The sequence below is a fragment of the Streptomyces sp. NPDC093510 genome (genome assembly GCF_040683555.1).
Taxonomy (GTDB): domain Bacteria; phylum Actinomycetota; class Actinomycetes; order Streptomycetales; family Streptomycetaceae; genus Streptomyces.
The window spans coordinates 218,771-245,076 of the sequence record NZ_JBFBEE010000006.1 but is presented as its reverse complement, the minus strand read 5'-3'; the positions used below and the strand labels follow the sequence as shown (position 1 = coordinate 245,076).

18 protein-coding genes and 1 pseudogene are annotated in these 26,306 nt (G+C 70.4%); 5 read left to right on the top strand and 14 right to left on the bottom strand.

The features are described 5' to 3' along the window. Positions 1-2,500 precede the first annotated feature (2,500 nt). The 5 genes and pseudogenes from AB0N81_RS12255 to AB0N81_RS12235 form a co-directional block, all read right to left on the bottom strand. Complete coding sequence (locus AB0N81_RS12255; RefSeq protein WP_365357693.1) at positions 2,501-3,442, bottom strand: SRPBCC family protein; 942 nt, start codon at positions 3,440-3,442, stop codon at positions 2,501-2,503. A gap of 1,117 nt (positions 3,443-4,559) precedes the next feature. Continuing rightward, entirely contained in the window at positions 4,560-5,426 is an 867-nt protein-coding gene (locus tag AB0N81_RS12250; RefSeq protein ID WP_365357692.1) for a GNAT family N-acetyltransferase, read from the bottom strand. Between the two features lie 747 nt (positions 5,427-6,173). Beyond that, on the bottom strand, positions 6,174-6,653 hold the full coding sequence (locus tag AB0N81_RS12245) for a carboxymuconolactone decarboxylase family protein (protein ID WP_365357691.1): 480 nt from the start codon (positions 6,651-6,653) through the stop codon (positions 6,174-6,176). A 71-nt stretch (positions 6,654-6,724) separates the two neighbouring features. Further along, positions 6,725-7,126: pseudogene (locus AB0N81_RS12240) on the bottom strand (SgcJ/EcaC family oxidoreductase). Between the two features lie 55 nt (positions 7,127-7,181). Continuing rightward, positions 7,182-8,030 (bottom strand): NmrA family NAD(P)-binding protein, encoded by an 849-nt coding sequence (locus AB0N81_RS12235; RefSeq protein ID WP_365357690.1) that lies wholly within the window; start codon positions 8,028-8,030, stop codon positions 7,182-7,184. A gap of 95 nt (positions 8,031-8,125) precedes the next feature. Here AB0N81_RS12235 and AB0N81_RS12230 point away from each other — a divergent pair, with 95 nt between their 5' ends. Next, a complete protein-coding gene (locus AB0N81_RS12230; protein ID WP_365357689.1) occupies positions 8,126-8,797 on the top strand; it encodes a helix-turn-helix domain-containing protein in 672 nt (223 codons plus the stop codon). 929 nt (positions 8,798-9,726) lie between these two features. After that, on the top strand, positions 9,727-10,194 hold the full coding sequence (locus AB0N81_RS12225; protein WP_365357688.1) for a hypothetical protein: 468 nt from the start codon (positions 9,727-9,729) through the stop codon (positions 10,192-10,194). 14 nt (positions 10,195-10,208) lie between these two features. On the opposite strand, the gene AB0N81_RS12220 is transcribed toward AB0N81_RS12225, so the two are convergent. Further along, positions 10,209-11,279, bottom strand: coding sequence for a protein kinase family protein (locus tag AB0N81_RS12220; protein WP_365357687.1), 1,071 nt, complete (start codon positions 11,277-11,279; stop codon positions 10,209-10,211). 500 nt (positions 11,280-11,779) lie between these two features. Here AB0N81_RS12220 and AB0N81_RS12215 point away from each other — a divergent pair, with 500 nt between their 5' ends. Continuing rightward, entirely contained in the window at positions 11,780-12,313 is a 534-nt protein-coding gene (locus tag AB0N81_RS12215) for a transposase family protein (RefSeq protein ID WP_365357840.1), read from the top strand. Positions 12,314-12,683: 370 nt separating this feature from the next. On the opposite strand, the gene AB0N81_RS12210 is transcribed toward AB0N81_RS12215, so the two are convergent. The 5 genes from AB0N81_RS12210 to AB0N81_RS12190 all read right to left on the bottom strand — a co-directional run bounded on the left by AB0N81_RS12210 (position 12,684) and on the right by AB0N81_RS12190 (position 20,075). After that, positions 12,684-13,505 (bottom strand): AfsR/SARP family transcriptional regulator, encoded by an 822-nt coding sequence (locus AB0N81_RS12210; protein WP_365357686.1) that lies wholly within the window; start codon positions 13,503-13,505, stop codon positions 12,684-12,686. Between the two features lie 1,590 nt (positions 13,506-15,095). After that, entirely contained in the window at positions 15,096-15,923 is an 828-nt protein-coding gene (locus AB0N81_RS12205) for an AfsR/SARP family transcriptional regulator (protein ID WP_365357839.1), read from the bottom strand. Positions 15,924-16,295: 372 nt separating this feature from the next. Then, positions 16,296-16,907 (bottom strand): ScbR family autoregulator-binding transcription factor, encoded by a 612-nt coding sequence (locus AB0N81_RS12200; protein WP_365357685.1) that lies wholly within the window; start codon positions 16,905-16,907, stop codon positions 16,296-16,298. A 974-nt stretch (positions 16,908-17,881) separates the two neighbouring features. Beyond that, positions 17,882-19,474 (bottom strand): acyl-CoA carboxylase subunit beta, encoded by a 1,593-nt coding sequence (locus AB0N81_RS12195; protein WP_365357684.1) that lies wholly within the window; start codon positions 19,472-19,474, stop codon positions 17,882-17,884. 424 nt (positions 19,475-19,898) lie between these two features. Continuing rightward, positions 19,899-20,075 carry an acyl-CoA carboxylase subunit epsilon gene (locus tag AB0N81_RS12190; RefSeq protein ID WP_365357838.1) on the bottom strand — a complete coding sequence of 59 codons (177 nt, stop codon included), beginning with the start codon at positions 20,073-20,075 and terminating at the stop codon, positions 19,899-19,901. A gap of 409 nt (positions 20,076-20,484) precedes the next feature. On the opposite strand from AB0N81_RS12190, the gene AB0N81_RS12185 reads away from it, so the two are divergent. Then, on the top strand, positions 20,485-21,255 hold the full coding sequence (locus AB0N81_RS12185; protein ID WP_365357683.1) for a glucose 1-dehydrogenase: 771 nt from the start codon (positions 20,485-20,487) through the stop codon (positions 21,253-21,255). Between the two features lie 89 nt (positions 21,256-21,344). Here the strand turns inward: AB0N81_RS12185 and AB0N81_RS12180 are convergent, their stop codons facing one another. Continuing rightward, positions 21,345-22,007, bottom strand: a complete 663-nt coding sequence (locus AB0N81_RS12180) for a ScbR family autoregulator-binding transcription factor (RefSeq protein WP_365357682.1) — start codon at positions 22,005-22,007, stop codon at positions 21,345-21,347. 735 nt (positions 22,008-22,742) lie between these two features. Next, positions 22,743-23,624, bottom strand: a complete 882-nt coding sequence (locus AB0N81_RS12175) for an HAD family hydrolase (protein WP_365357681.1) — start codon at positions 23,622-23,624, stop codon at positions 22,743-22,745. Positions 23,625-24,107: 483 nt separating this feature from the next. Here AB0N81_RS12175 and AB0N81_RS12170 point away from each other — a divergent pair, with 483 nt between their 5' ends. Then, a complete protein-coding gene (locus tag AB0N81_RS12170; protein ID WP_365357680.1) occupies positions 24,108-25,133 on the top strand; it encodes a ScbA/BarX family gamma-butyrolactone biosynthesis protein in 1,026 nt (341 codons plus the stop codon). 238 nt (positions 25,134-25,371) lie between these two features. Here the strand turns inward: AB0N81_RS12170 and AB0N81_RS12165 are convergent, their stop codons facing one another. After that, entirely contained in the window at positions 25,372-26,106 is a 735-nt protein-coding gene (locus AB0N81_RS12165; RefSeq protein WP_365357837.1) for an SDR family oxidoreductase, read from the bottom strand. Between the last annotated feature and the right edge of the window lie 200 nt (positions 26,107-26,306).

Sequence of the window (26,306 nt, the reverse complement as noted above, 5' to 3'; positions counted from 1 at the left end):
CGGGGCCGGGCGCAACAGGTCCGGCACTACAGGCCGGCGTAACGGGGCCAGACGGAAGGGGTCCGTCGTGCGTGCCAGGATCGGTGTGACCGGGTGACCGGGCAACCGGGCAACCGGGGGTGCGGGTAACCGGGGGGCCGGATGCCCGCAGGGCGGGCCTGCCCGGCGGGCGGTGTCCGGCGGGCGGTGTCCGGCGGGCGGTGTCCGGCGGGCGGTGTCCGGCGGGCGGTGTCCGGCCGTGCGGCGCGCCGGCCATGCGGCCGGAACAGACGGTGCGGGCCGCCCCGATGCCACTCCCCCTCGGCCGCGCCCCGCTCCCTTCACTCACCCCTCGCCCCTCGCCCCCGCTCCGCCCCTCTTCCCGGCTCCGGGCCGGCCTGGCGGGCCGTCCGGGGGGAGAAGGGAAGAAGGAAACGGAAGAGGCAAGCGGGAGGAGGCGAGCGGCAAGCGGGGAAGGGGAAGATGCGGGCAGGGGCAGGAGGGGTGGAGCGGGGGCTGCCTGGGTCGCACTGTGCGGTCGCCGGGTAATTCGGCTGGATGCGGAGGCGGTCGGGCCGCGCGCACCCCGTCTCCCGCCGGGTGCGGATCAGGTGGCGCCAGGCGCCGGGGGAAGCTCCCACCGTGGCTCGCGACCTGCGGGCCGAGACACCGGGCGTCACGGCATACGGGCGCAAACCTTGCGATCGGGGGGTGCGGCGCCGCGGGGGCCTGGACTCGGCACAGCCCGTACAGGGCGGCGATACGACGCTCAACCCACCGCCTCAGAACCGGCTTTGGGCAGGGAAGTCGTGCGGAAATAGTGACACGGATGCCGTCCTCGCACCAAGGGCCTCCGAAAGTGACGTAGGTCACGGAGCGGGGTGGGGTAGGTGGCGGGATTACGGGGGCGGCGCCAGGCGGCCCGCGGAGCCTGCGGGTCCGCATCCGCCCCGCCCCGAGGGTGAGGCCGGGCGGGACGGCGGGGCCACCACCGGCGGGCGCCCGGGGCCGAAACACCCCGGGTGCGGCAACCGGCCCACGCCGCCCCGCACAGGGGCCACTCCCCTGCCCCGCCCCTTTCCCGCCCTCGCCCTTGATGCCGACCGCACGGCCGACCGCCTCACCCCGGGCGGGCAGGCAACCGGCCCGCCCCTCCAGGGAACATGAGCCCCCCCTCCTCCCCCCACCCGGGCCCTGACCCTGGCCCTAGCCGTGGCCGCGCGGTTCACCTAACCGCTGCAGGGCTGGCAGGGCAGGCAGCCGGCCCGGCCCCTCTCCGGCATGGGGTCACCCGGCCCTCCTCACACCCCGGGCCCAGCCTGCGGGCGGGGTGTCCTCATATCGAGGCAGGCGCGGGCCAGTTGCCCGGCCGGGCCGCCGGCGGCCGAACCACGGGGCGGCACTTGGGGGCGCGGCGCCCCTACCGGCCGGCGGACCCCTCAGGGCCCGGGGGCGGCGCAGTCCACCTTCACCCCAAGGCCCAACGCCTTGCCGCAGCGGGGGTGTTGGGGGCGAGCGGAGGTGGTGGCCTCGCGCCGGAGCGGGGACGGGCCGGTCGCCGGTGTCAGGGCGGCGCTGTTTCACCCGTCGCCGTGCGACCCGCATACGGCCGCCGGGGGGGGCAGGGGCAGCGTCCGGCGTGGCACCAGGGCCGGGCCGGACAGGACAGGGCGGACCGGCGAGGGCGGACCGGCAACCCCCGAGGGATGCCCAACAGTCTCTTGGAACACGGTGGTTGAGGCGTTCCGTGTGCTCGGCCTCGTTGAGGTTTCATCCGCGGCGCGGCAGGCGGAGGCGGGGCCAGGCCGGCGGAAGGTCGCGAAGACTCGGCCGGTGCAGGGCGGGGGCGGTGTGGAGGTTCGGGCCGGCTCCCGCTTCGGTTTCCGGCCCGGCTCATTGGCCCATGACACAGCTAATCCGTCGCTAAGGGCGTTCCGAGGGAGCGAGTGTTCCTCGGGATGTTCGAGTACCGGATCGTGACGTCTAGGGCAGCCGGGCGAGTAACGCCTCAACGTAGATCGGCGCACGGTCTGGTGCTGTTGGGGTGGTGGCGGTCTCGTGGACGCCGGGCGGATGTCTATGACACAGCCGGCACGCGATGCCCCTGAGAAGATCGGCGGCGTTCGCGTCTTCGTGGACGCCACCACCCTCCTGCGTGATCCCTCGCTGGTGTTCGTAGTACGAGCCCACTGCGTGGTGACCTCTCGCAACGCGCGAGCCGCCTGAGCTCTCCTATAAGACCGAGGCCCGCGTGGTCCGCTGGCGCCACGAACGGCTAGTTGAGGTGGAGGCCGGGGGCCCGTGCTCGCCCGGCGGGCAGGGGAGGGCGGGGTGGGGCGGGGGTGGCGGTGCGGGGAACAAGGGTGGGCCAGGTGCGGGTGGTTCATCCGGGTGCGGGACGGGGGCGAGTGCACAACGGACCGAAGAGGCGCGGCCAAGCCGGGCGGGCAACGGAGGGTGGGCCGGGTGCGGGGCGGGGCGGGCCGAAGGAGGTGCCCGCGGCCGGGCGGGGCGGGGCGGGTTACAGGGTGCGGATGGCGGATTCGGCGTGGCGGCGGGCCGCTCGCAGGATCTGGCGGCTTTCGTGGGTGAGGGCGGCACGGACCTGGCGGCGGGCCTCGGCCAGGCCCGCGCCGGGGCCCAGGACCTGCTCGATGGTGTCCTCGCGCAGCAGGACGTGGTGCTGGCACACGACGCTCACCCCGTACTCGTCGGGCAGCACCGACCACTCGCCGCAGTGCGCGGCGAGCAGCGGGCGGGGCACGGTCGCCTTGTGCACGATGCGCCCGGCGTGCGGGAAACAGATACGGATGCCGGCCACCGTGGGCGTGCCGCCCTCGGCCGCGGCCAGTTCCAGGGCCACCTTCTGGATGCCCAGGCAGTCCTCCTCCACGACGGCCCGGCGCACGTGCGCAACCTGCCCGGGCCAGTCGGCCACCTCATACAAGAAGCCATAGACCAGCTCGGCGGGCCCCTTGACCCGCACCGTCTCGGCGAAGGACAGCGACACCTCCCCCAGCCGGGACCACCGCTCGGCCCAAAAACGCAGACTCTCCAGCGCCGAACGGCTGGTGGCCTCCACCACCTCACGCAGGTAGGCCGCATCCTGCGGCCGGGCGGGCGCGACAGCAAACACATGCTCCAGATCCACCCGGCAACGCCCGACCGCCACCTCCCGCACCTGCCAGCAGCCGGCCATCGACTCCGCCGGTGCCACCGGCAGCTCCTGACGGAACGTGATCCGCCGGCCCGCACCGTCCAGGACCCGCCCCGACGTCCAGGCCATCACCTGCCCCTCGGCCAGCCCCCACATCCGCACCCGCTCATCCACCCCGTCGGCATCCAGCCGCTGGGCATAAACGGTGCGCGGCAAAAACAACGGCCACCGCTCCGGATCAGCGATCAGCGCGTAGACGACCTGCGCAGGCGCGGCCACCTCCACCCCCCGCACCAGCCGCTGCACACCCACACCCCTCACCAAAACCCCCACCCCCCACCCAGCCACACCCCCACCCCCGCAAGGCGGTGGACGACGGCGCCCCCGCACGCCAGAACCGGCAGCGGACCAGCCCACCATCACCCCGCCCGCTCGATCCCCACCCGCACACCACTCAAGCCCGCCCGAAACACCACGCAACCCTCCGTGCGGAACACGGCCCCAGCCCACCCGGGCCCACGCGAGCCCCCGCCCGGAACACGACCTGCAGCCCCCGCCCGGAACACGGTGCCGGCCGCCCGGACACCACTCCACTCTCCGCCCGGGCCCCGGCAGACCGGGACAGGCGGACTCCCGCCGGCACACCCCACCACTCCCGGCACCCGGCACCCGGCACCCGGCACCCGGCACCCGGCACCCGGCACGAAAACGAACTCCCTGCCGAACACCGCGCCCGCGAACCGACGACACGGCCACGGCAAGGGCCGAACACCGCCACCACCCCGCCGCACCCGTCGGCCTCCTGCTGCCCGCAGCAGACCCCCTCGCACCAGCCGCCGGCCGAGCTCATGCCCCTACACCGCGCCCCCTGCGCCACCCGCACCAGCCCCCGCACCCGCACCACAAGGCGACGGCACACGGCCCCCTCCCCCTCCCTCCCCCCTCAACTGCCCGGCAAGACAAGGTGAGGCGGCGCACCGCCGCCAGATGCCCTGCCCTGCCGTGCCGTGCACCGCGGGGCGAAACACCGCCGTGTCCTGCCGGACGACGATGCCGCGCTGCTGCTGACTGCTGACTGCTGACTGCTGACGCCTTCCGGGCTGGGAAAGCACTCAGCGCCTCAGACCTCAGGGAGCCACCTGCGCAGGAGCCGCCTGCGCTGGAGCCGCCTGCACGGCCGGCTGCCGACTGGGGGAGCGCCGCACTTGGCGAGTGGCGCCAGGTGCGGCGCTGACGTCACAGTCCTTGTGACGTCAAGAAGCCGCCCCCGAACAAGACCGTCACACGCATGCCCCGGCGCGGTGCGTGAACGGGAGGAGCGGTGCGAGAACCCTCGATCCGAGGATGAGCAACGCGGGCGAGCGACAGGGCCCTCAGCTTGCCCGGGGAGACACGAACTGCCCCCGGCCGGATCTCCGCATGCTCACGAGAACGTGTACCCGGTGAAATGAGCAACGGGGACGTATCCGATGCGCCGGTAGAGGGCATTGCTGGTGGGGTTGTCCGGGTCCGCGAACAGAACGACGTCCCTCGCGCCCGCGGTCAGCGCAGCCCGGCTCGCCGCGACCGTCACGGCTCCCGCGTAACCGCGGCCCCGGAAACGGGCCGGGGTGTAGAGGGGATCCAACCGGACCATACCGCCGACCACCGAGGTCGCAGCCACCATCGAGACAGGAGTGGCGTGCGGGGTCTGCCAGAACGTGAAGTGCCGGTCGCCGAAACGTGAGTCGTCCCAGGAGCCGGCGTCGATCAAGTCGATGGAGGGCTGCTCCCCGACGTCGGCACAGAACTCACGGCACCAGCGCACGACTTGCTCACGGTCCCTCGCGCCCGTGATGCGTCCTTGGCCCTGCGGGCGCGGCTGCGGCGGGGTGAGCGTGCCGAGACGATATAGACGCGCCCGCCAGAAAGGTACCGGCGCTGCGCTCGTGTGCCGCTGCCAGGACGCGGCAAAAGCGTCGGCGGTCGCGTCATCCGCGATGACGTGGGAGGGCCGGTGGCCAAGGCGGGCCAGGCGAGCGGCGAGGGTGTCGGCCTGCCCGGCAGACAGGCGGGTGAGGGCCAGGCGGCCGCGCGCGGTGAGACAGAAGACCGCGCGGACTTCGCCTCCTGCCTCCAGGCGGCCCAGGACGGGGACGCCGGCGTCGTGTCCGGCCGCCCCGTGTCTTCGCAGCTTGTCGAGGTCCGTCAGCGGCATGCTGTGCAGGGCAGGGCGTGAGCGCAGGAAGTCTCCCGCCCGGGCCAGGAAGTCTTCGACGCCGTGGGTGAGGTGCCAGCCATCGGGGAGCATGCTTCATGCTCCCCGATGCCCTCGCCCCGGCAAGCACGGGCTCCACGCCTTTCCACCTCGTGAGGTGACCGCCCCCCACACACAGCAGCCGCGGGCCCGGCGTGATCGCAGGACACACCCCGGGGCTGCTCCCCACGCCGGCCCAGCACCCGCCACGGGCATACCGGCCTCCCCCCTCCCCCCTCCCCCCGGCCACTCCTCACACGCTGCTGCTGCTCGGCACGCCGCTGCAGGGCGAAGTCGGGCCCCCGGCGCGGGGCAGGTGGGCCGGGAGGAGGCGAGGTTCGCTTCTGGCATCGGCGGCTGCCGGCCGTTGTGGCGGAACCGCCGCGGTGACGTGGTGCGCGAGCATGCACATCGCCTGCGTCATCTTGCCGGCCGGACCCTGGCGAGCGGACGCCGACGAGCGGGTGGACGGCCCGGGGCCCTCAGGAGGAGGAGTGGTCCGGTGACGGCCCGGCCCCCAGCCCTGTTCGGCTTCGGGCGAGGCCCAGATCAGCCACCCAGTTCTCGGCTTCGAGGGCCAGGCCCAGATCAGCCACCACCAGCTCGACGAGGCCCCCCCGGCTCGACGCGAGCCCGGCGCCAGGCGGCCGACCACCACTCCAACGCTCCTGCCCGCAACGGGGTGCCGGCCCGGCAGGTACGGCATCGGCAGGGGAGCCGGGCGGGCAGGTACGGCATCGGCGCGAAAGGGGGCTGCGCCGATCGGCGCAGCCCCCTTCGCGGGCGGCCGGCGCCCTCCTTCTATCCGGTGAACTGGCCGGGTGTGTAGTTGCCGCCCGGCACAGCGGCGATGACACCGAGCCGGTTGCTGGCGTTGATCAGTGCGATCAGGCAGGTCAGCGCGGCCAGCTGTTCCGCGTTGTAGTGCTTGGCGGCGTTCGCCCACACCTCGTCCGGCACGCCGCCGGCGGCGTCGGCGATCCGGGTTCCCTGCTCGGCCAGTTCAAGGGCCGCCCGTTCCTCTTCGGTGAAGACCGTGGCCTCGCGCCAGACCGCGACCAGGTTCACCCGGGTGGCGCTCTGCCCGGCGTGCAGCAGGTCCTTGCCGTGGATGTCGGTGCAAAATCCGCAACCGTTGACCTGGCTCACGCGTAACAGCACCAGGTCGATCGTGGCTTGGGGCAGCAGGCCGCTGTTGATCACAGCCATGCTCGCCGTGTTGATGCCCTTCATGGCCTTGCCGGCGATCTTGTCGCCCATAAGATTTACGCGCGCGGACACAGTGCACTCCTCAAGTGGTATTGCTGCGGTTCCCGTTGCCGCCGCGCCGTGTCCCGGCGCGGTGGTGTTGCTCAGCCGGATCGGACCGGGGTGTTCTGGCAGGCGTGCAGCAGCCAGGTGCCGTCGCCCGCTTGGTCATGACATACAGCGGGGCGCCCTGCCCATCGCCGTCGGGCGCGTGGCAGACCTGCCTGACCTTGACGGCTGCCACGTCCGGTCGCAGGAATGTGGTGTGGAGGACCTCGTAGGTGACCTCTGCGTCCCAGTCGTCCTTCGCCAGCACGGCGCGGGTGAATGCGGCGATGGCCTCAAGACCGGCCAGAACCTTGCCGTGGGCGGCCGTCCACAGTGCGCCGGGAGGGAACAGGGACAAAAAAACCCTCGGCGTCCTTGGCCCGCCGGGCCCTCTCGACGGCCGTCACGGCCTGCGCGAGGGCGCCGGCGTCGGCGCACGGAGCGTCTTCGGTGTTCACGGCGGTCTCGCTCTCCGGTCGTGCAGGCGGGAGAAAAGGGGGGAGTCAGGGCGAGTCAGGTGCGGGCATGAGCCGGGGCCAGGGCCTCTTCCAGAAAGGCGTCGAAGCGCTGCAGCCAGGGGAAATCGGCGCGCAGGGCGGGGATGTCGGCCCGGTAGCCGTCCTCGGCGAACCATTCGTACATCCGCTCCTGGATCGGCTGGGCCACCACACGCGTGCGGACACCGGTGACCCGTTCGTAAATGGCCGCCACCTGCTCGAAGCTGATCGCGTCTGCGGCGATCGCCAGCCGGGCGCCGCGGTAGGTCCCGGGTCTGGCGAACACCGCGGCGGCGATCCGGCCGATGTCCGCCGCGGCGATCATCTGCAGGGGCCGGCCCGCGATCACCGGCAGCTCCATGACGCGTTCACCGGCGGCACCGGCCTCGGCGTACCCCAGCAGGTTGTCCATGAAGAACACCGGCCGCAGGACCGTCGCCGTCGGGAAGGTGGCGGCGAGGTGCTCCTCGATGCGGGCCTTGGACTCGAAGTGGCCGATGCCGGTGGCCCGTTCGGCCCCGTCGACGGAGCTGTAGACCAAGTGCGCCGCCCCCGCGGCCCGGGCGGCGTCCGCCATGGCGATGCCGCGGCGGACCTCGGTGGCCAGTTCCTCCTCGGTGACGGCCAGCGGCTGGACACTGAACACGCCGTGGACGCCGGCGGCAGCCCGGGCAAGGGAGCCCGCGTCATCGAGATCGCCGCGCACCAGCACCGCCCCGGCCCGTGCCAGGGCGCGGGCCGGGGCCGCGTCCGTGTCGCGCACCAGGGCCCGCACGTTCCAGCCGTCGGCCAGCAGCGCCCGGGCGGCGGCGCCGCCCTGGTGTCCGGTCGCTCCGGCGACCAGCACCGTCTTGTTCGGGTTCACAGGATCCTCCACCCCCTCAGTGCGGAGCAATCTGCTCCGCACACCGATGACAGTACTGCGGAGCAAATCGCTCCGCAAGGTCTAGGATGGCGGGCATGAACGTCTCCAAACGGCAGCTGGCCCGCCAGGCCGAGGTCGCCCGCAACGACGAAGCCCTGCTGCGGGCCGCCCGCACGGTCTTCGCCCGCGACGGCGAGCGCGCCTCGGTCAACGCGATCGCCGAGGCCGCCGGCGTCGGCATGGGCACGCTCTACCGCCGCTACAGCAGCAAGACAGCCCTGTACGAGCGGCTGCTGGTGCTGTCCAACCAGCAGTGGAACGCGGCCGTGCGCACCGCCGCCGAGCACCCCGACCCCTGGCAGGGGCTGCAGGACCTGGTGACCGAGAGCGTCGAGTACGGCCAGGGCACCCTCGCTCCGCTGCGGAAACTCACCTCACTGCCCCCGCCCACAGCCGATCTCGCCTCCACCGCGGACCGGGACTTCGCCGCGCTCGTGGACCGCGCGCACGCCTGTGGCGCACTCCGCCGGGACGTGACGGCCACCGACGTCCTCCTCCTCATCGAACAGCTGGGCCGCTCCCCCCTGGTCGAACAGATCGAGGAACTGGGCCAGGACGCGCTCACCACCGAGGCGCGGGCGGCCCGGCGCCGCCTGATCGCGATCGCCCTGGGCGGCCTGGCCGCCGCACCGCCCACCGACCTGCCCGGACCGCCCCCCGGACACCACCTGCTGACGGCACGCTGGCCCACCGCCGCCGCCGACTAAAAAGACCCGCCACACCCCGTACACACCGCGACCAGCGATCACGCGGACGGCGAGCGCGGCGATCACGCGGCCGGCAAGTGCGGCGATCAGCCGGACGGCGGGTGCGGTGATCAGGCGGGCGGCGGGTGGGAGGAAGGCTTCGTGGATGTCATCGCGGCACTCCCCCGCCGATGCGCCGGCGCCGCCAACCGCTGAGCCGGAAGAGGGTGCGCTCAACCACGCAGCCCAAGACACCCGGGCCGATCTCGCGGGCCCGGCCTCGCACCGCGATCACCGGGCGCGGGCCCGCACCGCCGGCAGGCGCCGGCAGTGCCCGCAGCCGGCCGGCAGCGGCTGCGGCCGCCGGCGCGCTCTGCCCACCCGGCCCGCGACAACCGGCAACCGGCAACCTGCCGGACAGCGGCAGGAACGGGGACACGCCGCCGCGCTCTTCGCCGCGCAGCGACCCCGCCAGCACGATGCCCTGCCCCGCGGCCATGAGGCGGCGTACGCGGCCCGCACACACACGCCCGAGCGGGCCAAACCCGCTTTCCGGCCCGCCGGACCGCGCGGACACGCCAGGAGACGACGAGCAAACTTTTACACCCCGCCAGGCCACGCGGACACGCCAGGAGACGAGCACCGCCCGAGAAAAGTCCAGCAAGCCCTTCGAACACAGCCTCTCCAGCAGCACGACACGGCACCGCCTCGCGAACACCGCACCGCCCTGCCATGCACCGCGGTACCAGACACCGCACCGCCCTGCCGTGCAAGACGGTGCGAGACCCTGAGCCTCCGCCTCCCTGAAGAAGCAGGTCAGTGGTCTGGTGTGACCGGCTCTCGAAATGAGCACACTGGTCGTGGGCGGTTGTCTGCGGAGTAGATCATCTGACGGAGCCGGACGTTTCGCTGGTTTCTGCTCGCTGGGGTCAGGCGGCCGTTTACGATCCGTGCATGATCCCGAACTGCTGGAACGGATCACCGCGCGACGTGCGGAACTGGACGAACTCGCAGAACGGCTGGCCAAGCAGCTGACGGAGGTACGGGCCGAGCGAGACGAACTCGCTGTCGCCGAACGAGTCCTTGGGCGGGTGAGCGAACAGATCGCTGGTGAGCGCGTCTCGGCCTCGACGGTGCCCGCGCAGGTGGGCGGGCAGGTGGGCGGGCGGGCGGTCATGCTGATCCTACACCGCACCTCCGATGTGGAGGAGAGCGTGCTCCGCGCCGGCTACCAGCGCATCCTCGCCAGCGTGCGGCAGGCCGCAGGACCGGTCACAGCCCGGCAGGTCGGCGAGTTGCCGGCAGTGGACATCAACGTCCGGCCCAAGCTGGAACCGCGGCGCGGGAAGCTGGTCACACTCCTCGACCGCGGCCGGCTGCGGAAACTACCCGACGGCCGGTTCACCACCCGCCTGTGACCGGCTGCTGGTCATCACGTGCTTCGCCCCATCCGGCAGATCGTTGCCAGCGGATAGGGAACTGCTCGGCTCTCCTGCTGAAACTCGCGGTAGAAGGTGCCCATCACCGCGGCGACCGGTGCGTAACGGACAAGGAGCGCCGCGACCGACGCGGGAACCCCCTGCGGGGGCACCCCCTGGGCGCACGCCTTCACAAACGTCCTGCGTTCTTCGGGTGTGTATCCGTAGAGAGCGACGGCCAGCCAGTTCACCAGGTGGGTGACGGCGTAGCACTGGTCGTAGGTGCGGTGCTCCTCGAAGAAGTCGGCCTCATCCCGTGTGAGGTCGAAGCGTGAGGAGACCGCGAGGCCGTAGTCGGTGAAGAAGAGCTGCCGGCCGTCGGTGAGGATGTTCTCGAAGTGCGCGTCGAAGTGCAAAAGCCCGCGAGCGTTCAGGAACGAGATGCCGGCTTTCAGCTCGTCGTCGACCATGGCGCAGGCCCGCTCGGCCACCTCGTCACCAGCCCCGATCTGGACGCCCAACCAGTCGTGCAGGTTCTGCGGGATGTACTCCAGGAACAGCACGAGGCTTGCCGTGGACTGCTGGAGAGCTTCGATCCGTCGGTGTACCGCCGGTCCGCCTCCCCAGTAGGCGACAGCTCGATCCACATCGGCCAGTTCCTCGGGCAGCGGCCGGCCAGAGTCTGGGATCACCCGCCAGTGGTACATCAGGGGGAAGCCCTCGTAGTCTCCCCCAACCACCCAGTTCGTCGTCATGGTGTGCGCGCTCAGCTCCCGCCAGGCCCCGAACCCCGGGGCGCCGATGGTACCGATGCCGTAATGACAAAAGGCCGGGAGTCCGAACAGATTCGCGGTGGAGTGAACATGCTCCGGCCGTCGCTCCAGATCGGTCAGCCGCACCTGCTTGACGAAGACCCGCGTTCCCTCGACCTCCAGCAGGACCCTCTTCCCGCCGATGCCTGACCCCAGCGGTGCGCCGGCGTCCACGAACTCGCGCAGACTGCGGTCACTGCGCAGCGCCAGCGATGTGGAAACCGAGCCGTGGGCGGCCAGACGAGCACCGCGGGACATATCAGGGCCGTTCACTCACGCCTCCAACCGTGCCCCGCCTCCTGTTCAACGGCTTCAGCAGACACCGGGACGGGGGCCAAAGACCACCCTCCCACGTCGCAGACGGTGAGATGCGGCGTAACTGGGGGCCCTCCAGAGGCTGTTGAGGGCTGTGTGACGAAAACCAAAAGAGCCTGCCGAGAAAGCCTGCGCACCCGCCTACCAGTGCCGTCTGCCTCTGTCCACGCGCACCATCAGCCACCCCGCCGCTCTACTGCGACGCCCTCTGAAGATGATCCGCTCCAGGCGGCGGATCCTGCCGCCCGGAAGGACCACGGTGATCGCCCTGACCGTACTGCGGCACGACCAGCGCCTGGCCGGCATGGCCGATCTGGCCGGCATGGCCGACGGCAACGACGTGTCCGAGTCCGCCGTCCGCCGCTGGCGCGACGAGCTGATCACCCTGCTCGCCTCGCAGGCTCCGCGCCTGGACCGCGCTCTGAAGAAGGTTCGCCAGGCAGGCCGCAGAGGCGGTCCTGACCGACGGCACCCTCATCCGCACCCAGCGTCGCACCGGGAAGGCCGACCGGCGGAACTACTCCGGCAAGCACCACCGCCATGGCCTGCCCTTCCTCGCCCTGACCCACGACAAGGGCCGCCTGATCCGGAGATCCGCCGCCCGGCCCGGCCACACCCACCACAACACCGCCGCCCGCCACGACCCCATCCTGGCCCACCTGCGCGCCGCCGGCCCCGGGGCGCTGGCTGACCTCGGCCTCCGCGGACTGGACAACGACATCCTCGACACCGTGATTGTCACCGGCCACACCGCCAGCCGCACTCACCAGCTCACCCCGGGCGAGAAGGAAGCCAACCGCCTCCCCGCGATCGGACGGGCACCGGTCGAGCACGGCTTCGCCCACCTCAAGAACTGGCAGATCCTCACCAAGCCCCGTACCGGTCCCGCCCGCGCCACCCGACTTCTGCGAACTCTGCCCGTGGCTGACGAACCTCGAAGTCAACCACTGACAGATGATCTTCATCGCCGCTCCCGACCACGACCAGCGTGAGCATGCCGAGAATCAGTCACACCAGCCCTTAGAACCGCGACTTCACGTTGACGGAGGCTCCCAGGCAGCGCAGTCCCCGGGCGGTGCGGTGCCCGGGCGACGCAGTCCCGGCGACGCGGTACCCGGGCGGTGCAGTGCCCAGGCAGCGCAAGTCCCCGGGCGACGCAGTGCCCAGGCAGCGCAAGTCCCCGGGCGGTGCGGTGCCCAGGCAGTGCAGCCCCCGGGCGGTGCGGTGCCCGGGGACTGCGGTGCGCTGCGACGCGTGGCGCTGGCGCAGGGCGGCAGCGTGCCGCAGTCCCGTGCGGGGCACGGGACTGCGGCGGGGCGCCGGAGGATGCCCGGCGCGGCCCGGTGGTGCGGGGCGGGTGGTTCAGGCGGCGTAGAGGTCGAAGGTCGAACCGCGCCGCGGCCCGGCCACCACATCCAGCTGCGGATCCACCGCCAGCATGGCCTGATGCAGACGCTGCACCTGCGGAGAGGGCTCCACCCCCAGCCCCTCGATCATCCGGATCCGCAGCTTGCGGTAGATCTCCAGCGCCGACGCCTGCCGACCCGACCGGTACAACGCCACCATGGCCTGCGAATGCAGCCCCTCGTGCTGCGGATAACGGGCCGTCAACTCCGTGAGCTCCGCGATCAGTTCGGAATGCCGGCCCAGCCGCAGATCGGCATCGATACGCCGCTCCACCGTGCCCAGCCGCGACTCCTCCAGCCGCATCACCTCGATCTCCAGGATCGGCCCCACCCGCACATCCACCAGAGCCGGCCCCCGCCACAGCGCCAGCGCCTGACGGAACCGGTCGGCCGCGGTGGCATCATCACCACTGTCAAAAGCGGCACGCCCCTCGGTGGCCAGCCGCTGATACAGATGCACATCCACACTCTCGGCCGGTATCTGCATCAGATACCCGCCGTGCCGGGTCGCCAGCACCTCCTTGGCCGAACCAGGCGCATCCGGCCCCAACGCCGTCCCCAGATGCCGGCGCAACTGCAGAATGTAGGTCTGCAACGTGGTGAGCGCACTCTGCGGCGGCTCCGTACCCCACAACTCCTCCATGAGCGTGGGAACGGGCATCACCCGTCCGGGGTAGAGGGCAAAAAGGGACAGAATCTGCCGCGGCTTACTCGCCGTCGGAACAATCGATCCCCCGTTGACCTCGGCGCTCAACGGACCCAGAACCTGAATCTTCATGGGTTTCCTCCGTACATCGTCGAGTTCCTGCTCTTGACTGCACTCCGTCGCCGCGGACACCACCCCGCCCCAAACGCATCCCCCCTCCCCCTACAGCCAGTTGAAAACCCGTCAGCCACCCGGCACGAGCCGCACCCTAAACACCCCACACCAGAGACACACCAACGGGAGTGACGTCCACACGGCAGACGAGAAAATGTTCAACTCCCCCCTCCCAGCCACTCCCACCACCCACACAACAAAGCGGTACAGGCGGTACAGGCAGGACAAGCAGCACAGGCAGCACAGGCGGTACGGCACCACCCCCACCGCCAACCCCACTGACGCAGACACTCCCCACCCCGCCTGACACCACGGACCGCGGTCCGCGGTCCGCGGTCCGCGGTCCGCGGACCGTGGACCGTGGACCGTGGACCGTGGACCGTGGACCGTGGACCGTGGACCGTGGACCGTGGACCGTGGACCGTGGACCGCGCCACGGCGCGGCGCGGAACCGAACCCCCGACACCCGGCGCGAACACCACCGGCGATACGAGAGTGGTGCGGGTGGTGCGGGTGACGCATCGTGCGCGGCGCGGGGAACACGCCATACCCAGCGCGCATGAACGGGACGCCCGGTGGTACACGGTGCCCGGTGCAGTGCGGATGGAACCTGGTGCGAAAGAGGCAGGACGCCCGGCCGTACAAGGTGCTCGATCGTGCACAGGACACACCGCGCTCAGCGCGCCCCGTACCCGACACCCATCGCGCGCAACACTCACCGGCACCAGGCGCCCACCCGGGCGGGCAGTTGACACCCGCCGGCGCAAGCAGCGGACGCCCGACGAGGCGAGCAGCCGATACCCGCTCCTGCGGGAAGTACAAGACGCGGACGCCCCATTGTGCCCGGCGCGCAGGACACGGATGACGCGGATGACGCATCGCGCCTGGCGCGCACCGTGCGCGACGTCCGCCGATACACGGCGCCCGGCGGTGCCCGTAGTACCTGTACGTGACGCCCGGTGCTGCAGAAGACACGACGCGCCCCGCGCGGGCGGCGCCCCGCCCCCCGCGCACACGCCCTGCGCCGCCCGCACAGTGCCCGACACCCCGCAGCACACCACACCCGGCGAAACAGATGACACACCGTGCACACGACCCCGGCGCCCGACCCTGCACATGCAGGCACCACGCCAGGACACCGGACAAGAACACGCACCCACCGGCCCACCCCGATCCCGCCGCCCCCGCACACACGGCGCAGCAAACGAACAGCCCACCACAGCGACCAGCCGGCAACCCACCACCCACAACACCCCCCACAGCCACCGGCCCGCCCCCCTCCCGCCGAAGACACCCCACCCCAGACGCCCCGCCCACGGCATCCCACCAAGAACACCCCACCCCAGGCGCCCGCCGACGGCATCCCACCAAAGGCACCCCACCGCAGACGCTCCCGCAGACAGCCCCCCGCCCAAGACGCCCCGCCGCAAAAACGGCCCGCCGCCGGCATCCCGCCCGGCATCTCCCGCCGGCCACCGGCCCTCACAGGCCACCCGGCCCACCCGGAAGCACAGGGCAGGGCATGGGGGTGGGGGTGGAGATGGGGGGTCACCCGGTGGGAGCCAGCCGCTCCCCACCCGCCCCGGACAGCCGCGGCGCAGCCACCTCATGCCCGGCACTCAAAATAGAACGCTGCAGATGCCGCAACCGCGCCGAAGGCTCCAAACCCAGATCACGCACCAGCGTCGTCCGCAGCCGCTGATAAGCATCCAGCGCCTCCCCACGCCGCCCCGAACGGTGCAACGCCAGCATGAACTGCGCATGCAGACTCTCATGCGTGCGATACCCATTGACCAGCACCGTCAACTCCGCCAGCAACTCCCGGTGCCGGCCCAACCGCAGATCCGCCTCGATCCGCCGGTCCAACGCACACAACCGGCTCTCATCCAGCCGCTTGATCTCCATCTCCAACTGCGGACCCGCCTGCACATCCGCAAACGCCGTCCCCCTCCACAACCCCAACGCCTCACGAAGACGCCGCGCACCCCCTACACAATCCCCCGCATCCACCGCCCGATACCCCGCACCCGCCAACTCCTCAAAAGCCCGCACATCACTGCCCCCACCCCCACCAGCCAGCAGATACCCACCCGGCAACGTCACCAGCACATCCTTGGCACCACACCCCCCACCCCCACCCTCCGCCAGCGCCCCACCAATCAACTCCCGCAACTGCAACACATACGTCTGCAACGTCGTACGCGCACTACGCGGCGGCGCCCCACCCCACAACTCCTCCGCCAACGCCGACACCGACACCAACCGGTCCGCATGCAACGCCAACAACGCCAACACCTGCCGCGGCTTCGGAGCCGACGGCACCACCGACCGCCCACCCACCCGCACCGCCAACGACCCCAAAACCTCAACATCCAACACCACAAAACCCCCCACACCACTCACCAGAACACGCCCCCTACCGCAACCAGATTCAAATAGATCCACCCCACCCTGTCAATACAAAACCGCACAGCTGGTTTCTACCCGCCCTACACCCACCCCCCACCACCCCACAAGCCAACCTCAAGCAACCACACCCACCCCAACCCACCCACCACAGACACACCAGACACCCCACCCAAGCCCAGAACAAGAACGCACCCACGTCCAGGGCCAGGTCCGGAGCACAGGACACGGTCCGAGGCGGCAGGGCCCAAGTCGGGGCTGAGGCAGCGCAGACCGACCCGGGGGGTGGTAGAAGTGGGCCCCCGGGGGAAAGTCCGTGGGCGGGGCACCCGAGGGAAGGGCCTACACAGTTGAGGTGAGGGTGGGCGGCTCGTCGTCCGGAGTGAGGCGGGGCAGTATCAGGTCCCAGTACTGGGTCAGGGTGGGGCGGGAGATCCAGACGGGGTCCTTGAGCCCGAGGGCGGCGAAGCCGACGGTGGCCGCGACGACGGCAGCCGAGGCCCGGGCGGGCGAGACCTCACGGGCGAGGGCGCCCTGACGGCGGGCGGTGTGCAGCAGCGACTCCACCCAGCGCTGCCAGGCGCCACGCAGGTCCATCGGACCGGTACGCCAGGCAGCGGGACCCACGAGCTGGAAACCGGCCCGCACCACCGCGTCCTCCTCCACGGCGCGCAGCAGGGCATGCCCGGCCCCGACGAGACGCTGCAACGCGTCGGCGTGACCCTCCTCGGCGTCACGGACGATCCGGTGCAAGGCAGCAAGCGCGGCAGCCTCCACCGCACGGGCCAGAGCATGCTTGTTCGCGAAGTGGAAATGCAGCGCCCCTGGACTGACCCCGGCCCGGCGGCTGATACCGCTGATCGTGGCCGGCGCGAAGCCCTCCTCGGCGAACAGCTCGGCCGCCGCCTGCATCAGCGCCTCCCGCGTACGCGCGGCCCGTTCCTGCTGCACCATCAGCCCTCCTGAACTGCCGTGACACGCCTGAACCGAAATGATCCCCACCACCAGATCGACGGGCCCCCGCCGCGCAGAAGGGCGGCCCCGCCTAGAGGAAAAGGGCCCAGCCGGACGGGAAGAGAGCAGTGAACGGAATCGGGCCCTGCCGAAGGGGAGGAACCCTGCCCGAACGGAAAGGCCCTGCCGAACTGGTCCCCCTGCCCGACGGGTAGGCGGAGCCTGCCCGTCGAGGGGCCAGAAGCCCGCAACCCCGCCCTCCCCCAGGGCCCTCACGGACCCAAGGCCCTCCCGGGGGCAGCCTGCACAGCACTCTGCCGCCTGCCGCGAGGCCACCCGCCCAGCCCGGACAACTCACAGCTCACAGCTCACAGCTCACAGCTCACAGGGAGACGGCGGCCGAGCGTACAGCCACCCCCGCGCCGGACGCCCCAATCAACCACCCCGTCAGCCCTGCCCCGCCCCACCCCGCCGACCCCATCCCATCCCAGGCCCCCTGCCCAGGTCCCGCCTCACTCCACGCCGCCGGGTCGCCCCGCCCGGGCCAGGCAAGGGTGGCAGCAGACACCGGGCGTACGGGGGTGAGCGACAGAAGCATGTGACCGGCAGACCCACCACGTCCCCGCCACGAAGGCCCCCGACGCACAGCGGCGCCGGCACGAGGCCCCCAGAACAATCGTGGGTGGACGCCCAGAGCCTGCCGCTGCGCAACACGCCAGCCACCAGCCACCAGCCACGGCCACCCCGGCACCCCGGGCCTCCGACATACCGACGTACGGACATAGGCATACCGACATACCGACATACCGAGCCTGATATGCAAGCCCGCCCCAAGAACCCCCGCACCCACCCCCCCCCAACGCACAGGACAGCAGCGCCAAACAGGGGGGCGAGACCGGCGAAGGATGGGAGCGGAGCAACTGCCCTGGCGCACGGCACGGAGCGCAGGCCGCCGAGAGGGGGCAGCCGCAGGGCTACTGCGGAGGATTCCCGTGCTTGCGCGACGGCAACTCCGCATGCTTCGTCCGCAACATCGCCAACGACTGGATCAGAACCGTGCGGGTGGTGGCCGGATCGATGACATCGTCGACCAGGCCGCGCTCGGCGGCGTAGTAGGGATGCATCAGCTCGGCCCGGTACTCCTTGGCGACCCTCGCACGCACTGCCTCGGGATCCTCCGCCGCCGCGATCTGCTTGCGGAAGATGACATTGGCGGCGCCTTCCGCGCCCATCACCGCGATCTCGTTGGTCGGCCAGGCATACGTCAGGTCCGCCCCGATCGACTGGCTGTCCATGACGATGTAGGCGCCGCCGTACGCTTTGCGCAGCACCAGCGAGATCCGCGGCACACTCGCGTTGCAGTACGCATACAGCAGCTTCGCCCCGTGTCGGATGATCCCGCCGTGCTCCTGGTCCACTCCGGGCAGGAAGCCCGGCACGTCCAGCAGTGTCACAAGCGGAATGTTGAAGGCGTCGCAGAACTGCACGAACCGTGCGGCCTTCTCCGACGCCTCGATGTCCAGCACGCCCGCCAGGACCTGCGGTTGGTTCGCGACGATCCCCACCACCTGGCCGTCCATCCTGGCCAGCGCGCAGATGATGTTGCGCGCCCACCGCTCGTGGACCTCCAGCATCTCCCCGTCGTCCACCAGCTCCTCGATGACCGCGGCCATGTCGTACGGGCGGTTCCCGTCCCCCGGCACCACCTCCAGCAACCCTTCGGTGGGCCGCTCGGCCGGATCACCCGCCACCACCGCCGGTGGTGCCTCGCGGTTGTTCGAGGGCAGCATCGAGATCAGATACCGCACCTCCGCCAGGCACGTCTCCTCGTCGTCGTACGCGAAGTGACACACCCCCGACGTCTCGGCGTGCACGTCCGCGCCCCCCAGCCCGTCCTGGGACACCTCTTCGCCCGTGACCGCCCGCACCACATCAGGACCCGTGATGAACATCTGCGACGTCTGGCGCACCATGAACACGAAATCCGTCAACGCCGGGCTGTAAGCAGCGCCCCCCGCACACGGGCCCAGCATCACGCTGATCTGCGGGATGACTCCGGACGCCTTGGTATTGCGCTGGAAGATCCCCCCGTAACCGGCAAGCGCCGCCACACCCTCCTGGATCCGCGCTCCTGCTCCGTCGTTCAGCGACACCAGCGGCGCACCCGCCGCCAGTGCCATGTCCATCACCTTATGGATCTTCGCCGCATGCGCCTCACCCAGCGCACCGCCGAAGATCCGGAAGTCATGCGCGTACACGAAGACGGTCCGGCCCTCCACCGTCCCCCAGCCCGTCACCACCCCGTCCGTGTAGGGCCTGCGCGCCTCCATCCCGAATCCCGTCGCCCGGTGTCGGCGCAACTGCTCGACCTCACAGAACGACCCCTCATCCAGCAACAGCGCGATCCGCTCCCGCGCCGTCAACTTCCCCCGCGCGTACTGCGCAGCCGTCGCCGCCTCTCCCGGCCCTGCCACCGCCACCCCACGGATCGCCGCCAACTCGGCCACCCGCCCCTGCACCCCGGCCGGCCCCACATCCGCCACAGCAGACTCCCCCACCCTCACCATGACAACCCCCGCCTCTCAGTCCCAAACCCGGACAAGACCAACAACTCAATGCAGCACAGCCGGTACGGCCGGTCAGTCCAGCCGCCTGAAACAACCCGGCCGGCCCAGCCAGCTCGGGCAGTCCGCCCAGCGCTGCCACCGACGCGAACAACCTCACCGGCCGGGCCACCCGACCGGTGCGAGCAGTACGAGGTACGTGCGGTACGAGGTACGTGCGGTACGAGGTACGTGGTAAGTGCGGTACTCAAGCCCAACCAGCCCCTACGACCCGGACCGGCAGGCCGCAGGAGGCGTCAGAACCCAGTCGTCACACAAACCGCTGCAGCGGTTTTGTTGCTGCCCCACTTCACCGTCAATCACCGACCACCGACCGCCGACTTCCGGCGGCCCGGCCCGGTCCGGCCCGGCGGCGCAGCCCCACAGCTCACCGCCAGCTCAACGGAGCCCGGTACACCCCAGCCGGCACCGACGGACGCCACCCGGCACGGGAACCCTGACCCTTCCCACCCACAACCCGGCCTTCGGCCCGCCCACCGGAGGCCAGCGACAACAACGTCACGGTCACCGCCGCAAGCTCCGCCTCACTGGCGCAGCCCCGCACGACCCTGAACACGACAGCCTCGCCGCCGGTAGCGTCCACGATCCCACCCCCTCATTACGCCCCACCGTGAAACGCCCGCCTCAAAACAGACTCGGATATCCCTCAATCACACCCACCAGCGCCCCCGAACCCGGCCATCACTCACCCACGCCCGCAGGCAATTCCAGCCATACCCGCAAACCCGCCGCCCCGCCGCGCGACCCATGTCCGACCCTGCTCGCCCTCGCTCGACCCCGCTCAAATCTGGGCGCACGGCCGCAACAGCGCAGGCCAGAAAGGGTGGCGCTCAAGATCTGGGAACTCGGCCCTAGTTATCGAACAGGCACGCTAAGCTACCGACAAGCCGCCATACCCGGGCGGGAGCGGCACCCCGTGACGTGTGCCGCACGATGCAAGGAGAACGCGCCAGATGACGCAGCGTCAGGGTTCGCTCGAGGGGAAGGTCGCCCTCATCACCGGGGCGAGCAGTGGGATCGGCGCGGCAGCGGCCCGGGTGTTCACCCGTGAGGGCGCGCGGGTGGTGCTCATATCCCGGCGCGAGGACCGACTCCAGGGTCTGGTCAAGGAGTTGAGCGCCGACGGGGCGGAGGCCTCCTACTGCACCGCGGACGTCCAGGTCGCCGCCGACACGCGGCGGGCCGTCGCCTTCGCGGTGGACACCTACGGACGTCTGGACGTGGCGTTCAACAACGCGGGAGCGGCCGTGGAGAAAAGCCCGCTGCACCTGATGGACGACGCGGCCTACGACCTGATCATGGACACCAACGTCCGCGGGGTGTGGAACTGTCTGCGCTCCGAGATCGGGGCGATGCTCGAGACCGGTGGCGGGGCCATCGTGAACACGAGCAGTGTGGCCGGTCTGGTCGCGACCTCCGTCGCAGCTCCCTACATCGCCTCCAAGCACGCCGTCGTCGGGCTGACCAAGGTCGCCGCGGTCGAGTACGCGCCCAGCAACATCCGTGTCAACGCCATCGCCCCGGGCCTGGCCCGCTCGGAAATGGTCGAGGACTGGTTCGCCCGCTTCCCCGGGCAGGAGGCCAAGAGCAAAGCCTCCTCCCCGCAGAACCGCATGGCCGAACCCGAGGAGATCGCCGAAGCCGCCGCCTGGCTGTGCAGCGACCGCGCCTCCTTCGTCACCGGCGCGACCATGCCCGTCGACGGCGGCGCCACCACCTGGTAGCCCGAGTCCCGACGCGGCACGCGTCCGTCCCGCTACGGGACGGACGCGGCGCAACGCAGGACCGGGCGGGGCGGAGCAGGCGAGCAGGTTCAGCTGCTGGTGGGCACCAGGGCGGGATGAGGGACAGAAACCGCCTGTGCATACAGACGTGCTCCCCGGTCGGGGGCCAGGTCGAGACGGGCCAGCACCGCGGGCACCGTGATCGCCGGTATCACGTGGTCGTAGAGAACCGAGATGCGCCGCTCGACGTCCGCCAGTCCGCACTCGAGCTGGGAGAAGAGCTGCACCCCGTGAAAACAGCTGACGATGAGCTCCGCGGTCTGGCGCGGCACCACGTGGGAGAGAATCTCGCCGCGGTCCTTGGCCTCGGCGAGCGTCTGGGCGGACAGCTCTATCCAGGCCGGCCAGGCACTGCCATAGTGTTCGCGGCCCTGCGGGTCGGAAGAGAGCACCGCCCCGGCCCGCACCACCGGATCACGCGGCAGCCGGTGCGCGAGCAACAGCCCTGCGTCCACCCACTCCTGGACCTTGAGATCCTGCGGCGGCCCCGCGAACGCGACCTGCGCCTGCAGCACCCCTCGCGCCAAGGCTTCCTTGGAGTCGAAGTGGAAGTACAAGGCGCCCTTGGTCACTCCGGCCACCTGGAGGATGTCCGACACCGTTGCCGCCGAATACCCATGCTCCGCAAAGACAGCCGCAGCCGCCTCCAACACCGCGCGGCGTGTTCTGACAGCACGCTCCTGCTGCGCCATGTGACCTCCCCTGCACTCCGTGCCGTATCGGGTATGCAGCGGACCCGAAAAGAAACCGTCGTGGCAGTACCTTACCCACAACGCCCCCTTCGGACCCCGGGAAGGATCTTGTCCCAGCGCGCTCACCAGCCCCGCTGACCCGACAAACCCCCGCCCAACCCACCAAGCTTCCCTCCCACGGCTACAACTCCCCTCACCCCCATCACCGCACTCACACACCACCCCTTCGGCGCAGACCCATGCCCGGGGCCACCGGCTCTCCCTCGCCCCCCTCGTTCCCCACGGTCCCGGTTCGCGATACGCCCCCGCCGCCGACGGCAACAGCAGTCAGGGCAACGCAACTACGGGAAAGCGCCTGCTTATTCGGGCCGTCGGCGCATGACGCCCACCTGCGCGGCACCCATCGGCGACGGTCCAGAGGGAAGGTCCAGCTCAGCGGAAGACCCCACCCGCGCCCGCCGGTCAGCCCGCGGCACGAGGGCTCGCCGGCCACCTCATCAGCGGGTCAGCACCTCGCGGAGCAGCCCACGCAAAGCAGTGGATTCCTCCCAGGGAACGTTCGCCTCAGCGGGCCACGCGTCAAGCCGCACGCAGGGGCAGCAGTCAATCAACTCTTGAGGGGACGTCAAGCAGTTCACGAGAATGACCACGTCAGCACTCCCCCGGCCCGCGCCGAACGGGCCACCGGGCCCCACCACGTGCCCAACCGTCCAAGGTGGCGGGTTGGACAGGCAGTCAGGCCCGTGGGTCTTCGTCCGGCCAGTTGCGTCCGGCCGCCGCCTCCGCGTCCACCCTGCGCAGCAGGCCCTCATCGATCTCGTCCAGCGAACGGACCACATGCCGCACCCCGGCCTGCTCCATCAACGGCCGCTGGTACCCGTGCTCGTAGTCACTTGGGTGTCCGATGTACGCCACGCCCAACGCCCGCGCCGCCTGCGCGACCCGCGCCACGTCGTCGATGAACAGGACCTGGTCGAAACGGAGCCGGAACACGTCCTCGGTGATCTCCCGGATACCCGGACGGAAATCATTGGTACACACATATACCGGCTCGTCGAAGTAGCCTGCCAAATCGCCCAGATGACGGTCGAAGTGCACACGCTCCAACCCGCCGTAACACACCGTACGCACGCCAAGAGACCGCAGCCTTTCCAGCAGCCGCTCCGCCCCCGGAAGCACTCGTACCGGATGCTCCAGCAGATACCGGTCCCGCTCCTGGAAATACGCCGACAGGAGCTCCTCCGCGGTGCCTCCCAAAACCTCCGCCGCCGCCTGCGCCGCCACGCGCTGCGACTGCGACAACAGCGCCTGTTCCAACTCCGGTCCGTATCGGCCGCCCCGCGACTCCACCAGCCGACGGATCACCGGGCCGAAAGTATCGTTCAACAATACTCCGTCGATATTCACCGCCACCAGACTCAGGTGCTGCAACCCCACTTCACGTCCTTCCTCTTGAACACCCGAGCCCGCAACGAGAAAGCCCGAACTCGCCTCGCCCGATGCCTCACGACTCACCACGACAACCCCCAAAATCAGACGATCAACAACAAACCCAAACCACGCCACTCCGACCCGGCATGCCCCGGTTCCCAGCCGGCCGCCCAGCCAGCCCTTCATCCAGTGAACCAACACGGCCCGAGCAAACCGGAGCGAAACAATCCCCTCATTCCCGCAACCACCTCACCCGCCTTCCTTACCCTGCTCACGTGCAACCATCGCAACAAGGGCCCGGGCGAATCGACTCACCAGCAAACGGCAAACCGGCAAAGTCGACCAGAACCATAAGTGGAAGCAACGGATGAAACGGGCGCAGGGGTGACGTAGGGACGGCCCAGGCAACGCGAAAGCATAACAAGAGAACCGGTCGGCCGGTTTTCCTTCGATAAACGGACGGAAGAATTCCCTTTTCCCCGCAGATCCGGAACCGCCTCCCACCAGGAACGCAACTCCCGGACGCTACTCAGCGTCACAGAAACCGAATCCCCACAGAGATCCTTTTCCCTCCACTCGGCCCGTGTAATCACCATCGAACCTTGAAAAGGAAACCGGTGGGTATGTATGTTATGGCGTCACTTTCATTCACCTCCGGGGGAGAGGTTCATGAGCAGCAGTCTTGTACTGCCCCAGTCGAAAGACGCCCAGGGCACCCGCAGCAACGACACCACCCGCACCGACGGATCGCCGGCCCAGCTACCCCGGCTCACCACCACCGTCCCCGCGGAATACGTCCACCGCGCCGCCCTCGCCGAGGTGTTCCTCACCGACTGCGAGAAGACCGGCGAGAGCACCTTCGTCCTGACCGGCCAGTGGCCTCGCGCCCACACCTTTTTCAGCACTCCGGACGGACGCCACCACGACCACCTCCAGGCCTGCGAGACCCTCCGCCAGACCGGCATCTACCTCGCCCACGCCGAGTTCGGCATACCTCTGGGCCACCACTTCGTCATGCAGGACATGACCGTCACCACGCGGCCCGAGCACCTCGCCATCGGCACCGCCCCCACTCGACTCACGCTGAACACGACGCTCACCCGCACCCGTCGCAGCCCGAATTTCACCATCAGCCTCACCATCACCAACGAGCACGGGGACACGCTCTCCACGGGCTACGGGCACTTCACCTGCATCTCCCCCGCGGCCTACCAGCGGCTACGCGCAGCCAACCCCACGAATCCCCACCCCACCGACCCCACCGCCCACACCCTCGACGCCCTGCGCCACATACCCACCCACCAGGACCCGACCACGTACGGCCGCGTCCACCCCCGCGACCTCGTCCTGGCGCCCACCCACCAGCCCCACCTCTACCGCCTCAACCCCGACCCGGCGCATCCGATCCTCTTCGACCACGACGGCGACCACATTCCCGGCATGGTCCTCATCGAGGCCGCCCGCCAAGCCACCCACCCGCACCCGGACCCCGCCAACACCCATCTCACCCACACCCACACCGAGTTCCACCACTACGTCGAACTCATCACCCCGTGCCACGTCACCTCCACCGCGCCCGTCACCACACCCACCGCAACCGGTTACACCACCACCCACACCATCACCAGCCACCAGAACAACCACCCCACCCACACCACCACTCTCACCCACACGACCACCCACCCGCCCGCGTAGGTCCACAGCCACGACGTGTCCCCCCACCCCCATCGCGGCCCCACCGACTTCGGAGACGCAGCCACCCCCCACGCCGGGCACCAAGGCCCCACAGCAACACTCAGCGGCAATCGATTCCGTGTGGCACGAACCGACGGAATCCCTCGCCGCCGCTACGCCTTGATGCTCGCGCAGGCGCACCGAAGTCGCCGCGATGCAGTGCCAGATGACGTACTCGCCCGCACGGAACGGCCGACGCCTACGCAAGCCCGCCGTTGCTCATCAGCAGTTGACCGTTGATCCACTCGCCTTCCTTGGAGCACAGGAAGTCGACGAGGTGCGCGGTGTCCTGCGGAGTGCCCAGCCGGCCGAGCGGGGTGCTGCGGACGCAGTGCTCCCGGACTTCCTCGGGCATCCAGCCGGTGTCGACCGGCCCGGGATTGATCGCGTTGGCGGTCACGCCGAGGTGGGCGAGTTCCTGGGCGGCGGCCAGGGTGACGCGGTCGAGGGCGCCCTTGCTCGCCCCATAGGGCAGGTTGCCGACGGTGTGATCGCTGGTGAGGCTGATGATCCGGCCGGTTCCACGTTCCGCGGCGAAGCGGCGGCCGAACTCGCGGATGAGCAGCCAGGTGGCGCGCGCGTTGACGGCGAAGTGCCGGTCGAAACTCTCGACGGTGGTGTCGAGCAGCCCGGAGTCGACGGACTCGCAGTGGCTCATCACCAGCGCGGTGACGCCACCGAGCCGTTGTTCCACCTCGTCGAAGACGCGTGACGGGGTCTCCGGGTCGGCGAGGTCCGCCTCTACCGCGGTGGTGGAGGCGCCCTGTTCGGCCAGAGCCCGGCTGATCGCTTCGGTCGCGCCGGGCTCGCCGCCCCAGCTCATGCGTTCGTCATAAGGCGTCCAGTAGGTGAATGCGATGTCCCAGCCCGACGCGGCTAGCCGGCGGGCGATGCCCGCCCCGATTCCGACGGTACGGCCCACCCCGGTGATCAAGGCGAGCGGGCGGCCGGCCGGAGGAGGCCCTTGTCGGTGGGTGGGCTCGTCTTGATCGGCGGTGTCAGTCGTCACGGTTCGGATTGGCTCACGTACGGCACCGCAGCGTCAATTGCTTTGCGTCGTCTGCCTCTCGACGGATCGGCGACCTGGTGGCAGACACGTACGACGACGACGTCGGCATGCCGCATCTTGCGATC

Coding starts and splice junctions, on each gene's coding strand:
- AB0N81_RS12180 (WP_365357682.1), bottom strand. CDS start 22,007: ATGGCGCAGCAGGAGCGTGCTGTCAGAACACGCCGCGCGGTGTTGGAG.
- AB0N81_RS12185 (WP_365357683.1), top strand. CDS start 20,485: ATGACGCAGCGTCAGGGTTCGCTCGAGGGGAAGGTCGCCCTCATCACC.
- AB0N81_RS12195 (WP_365357684.1), bottom strand. CDS start 19,474: ATGGTGAGGGTGGGGGAGTCTGCTGTGGCGGATGTGGGGCCGGCCGGG.
- AB0N81_RS12230 (WP_365357689.1), top strand. CDS start 8,126: ATGAACGTCTCCAAACGGCAGCTGGCCCGCCAGGCCGAGGTCGCCCGC.
- AB0N81_RS12250 (WP_365357692.1), bottom strand. CDS start 5,426: ATGCTCCCCGATGGCTGGCACCTCACCCACGGCGTCGAAGACTTCCTG.
- AB0N81_RS12170 (WP_365357680.1), top strand. CDS start 24,108: ATGAGCAGCAGTCTTGTACTGCCCCAGTCGAAAGACGCCCAGGGCACC.
- AB0N81_RS12210 (WP_365357686.1), bottom strand. CDS start 13,505: ATGAAGATTCAGGTTCTGGGTCCGTTGAGCGCCGAGGTCAACGGGGGA.
- AB0N81_RS12175 (WP_365357681.1), bottom strand. CDS start 23,624: ATGAAGGGCTGGCTGGGCGGCCGGCTGGGAACCGGGGCATGCCGGGTC.
- AB0N81_RS12200 (WP_365357685.1), bottom strand. CDS start 16,907: ATGGTGCAGCAGGAACGGGCCGCGCGTACGCGGGAGGCGCTGATGCAG.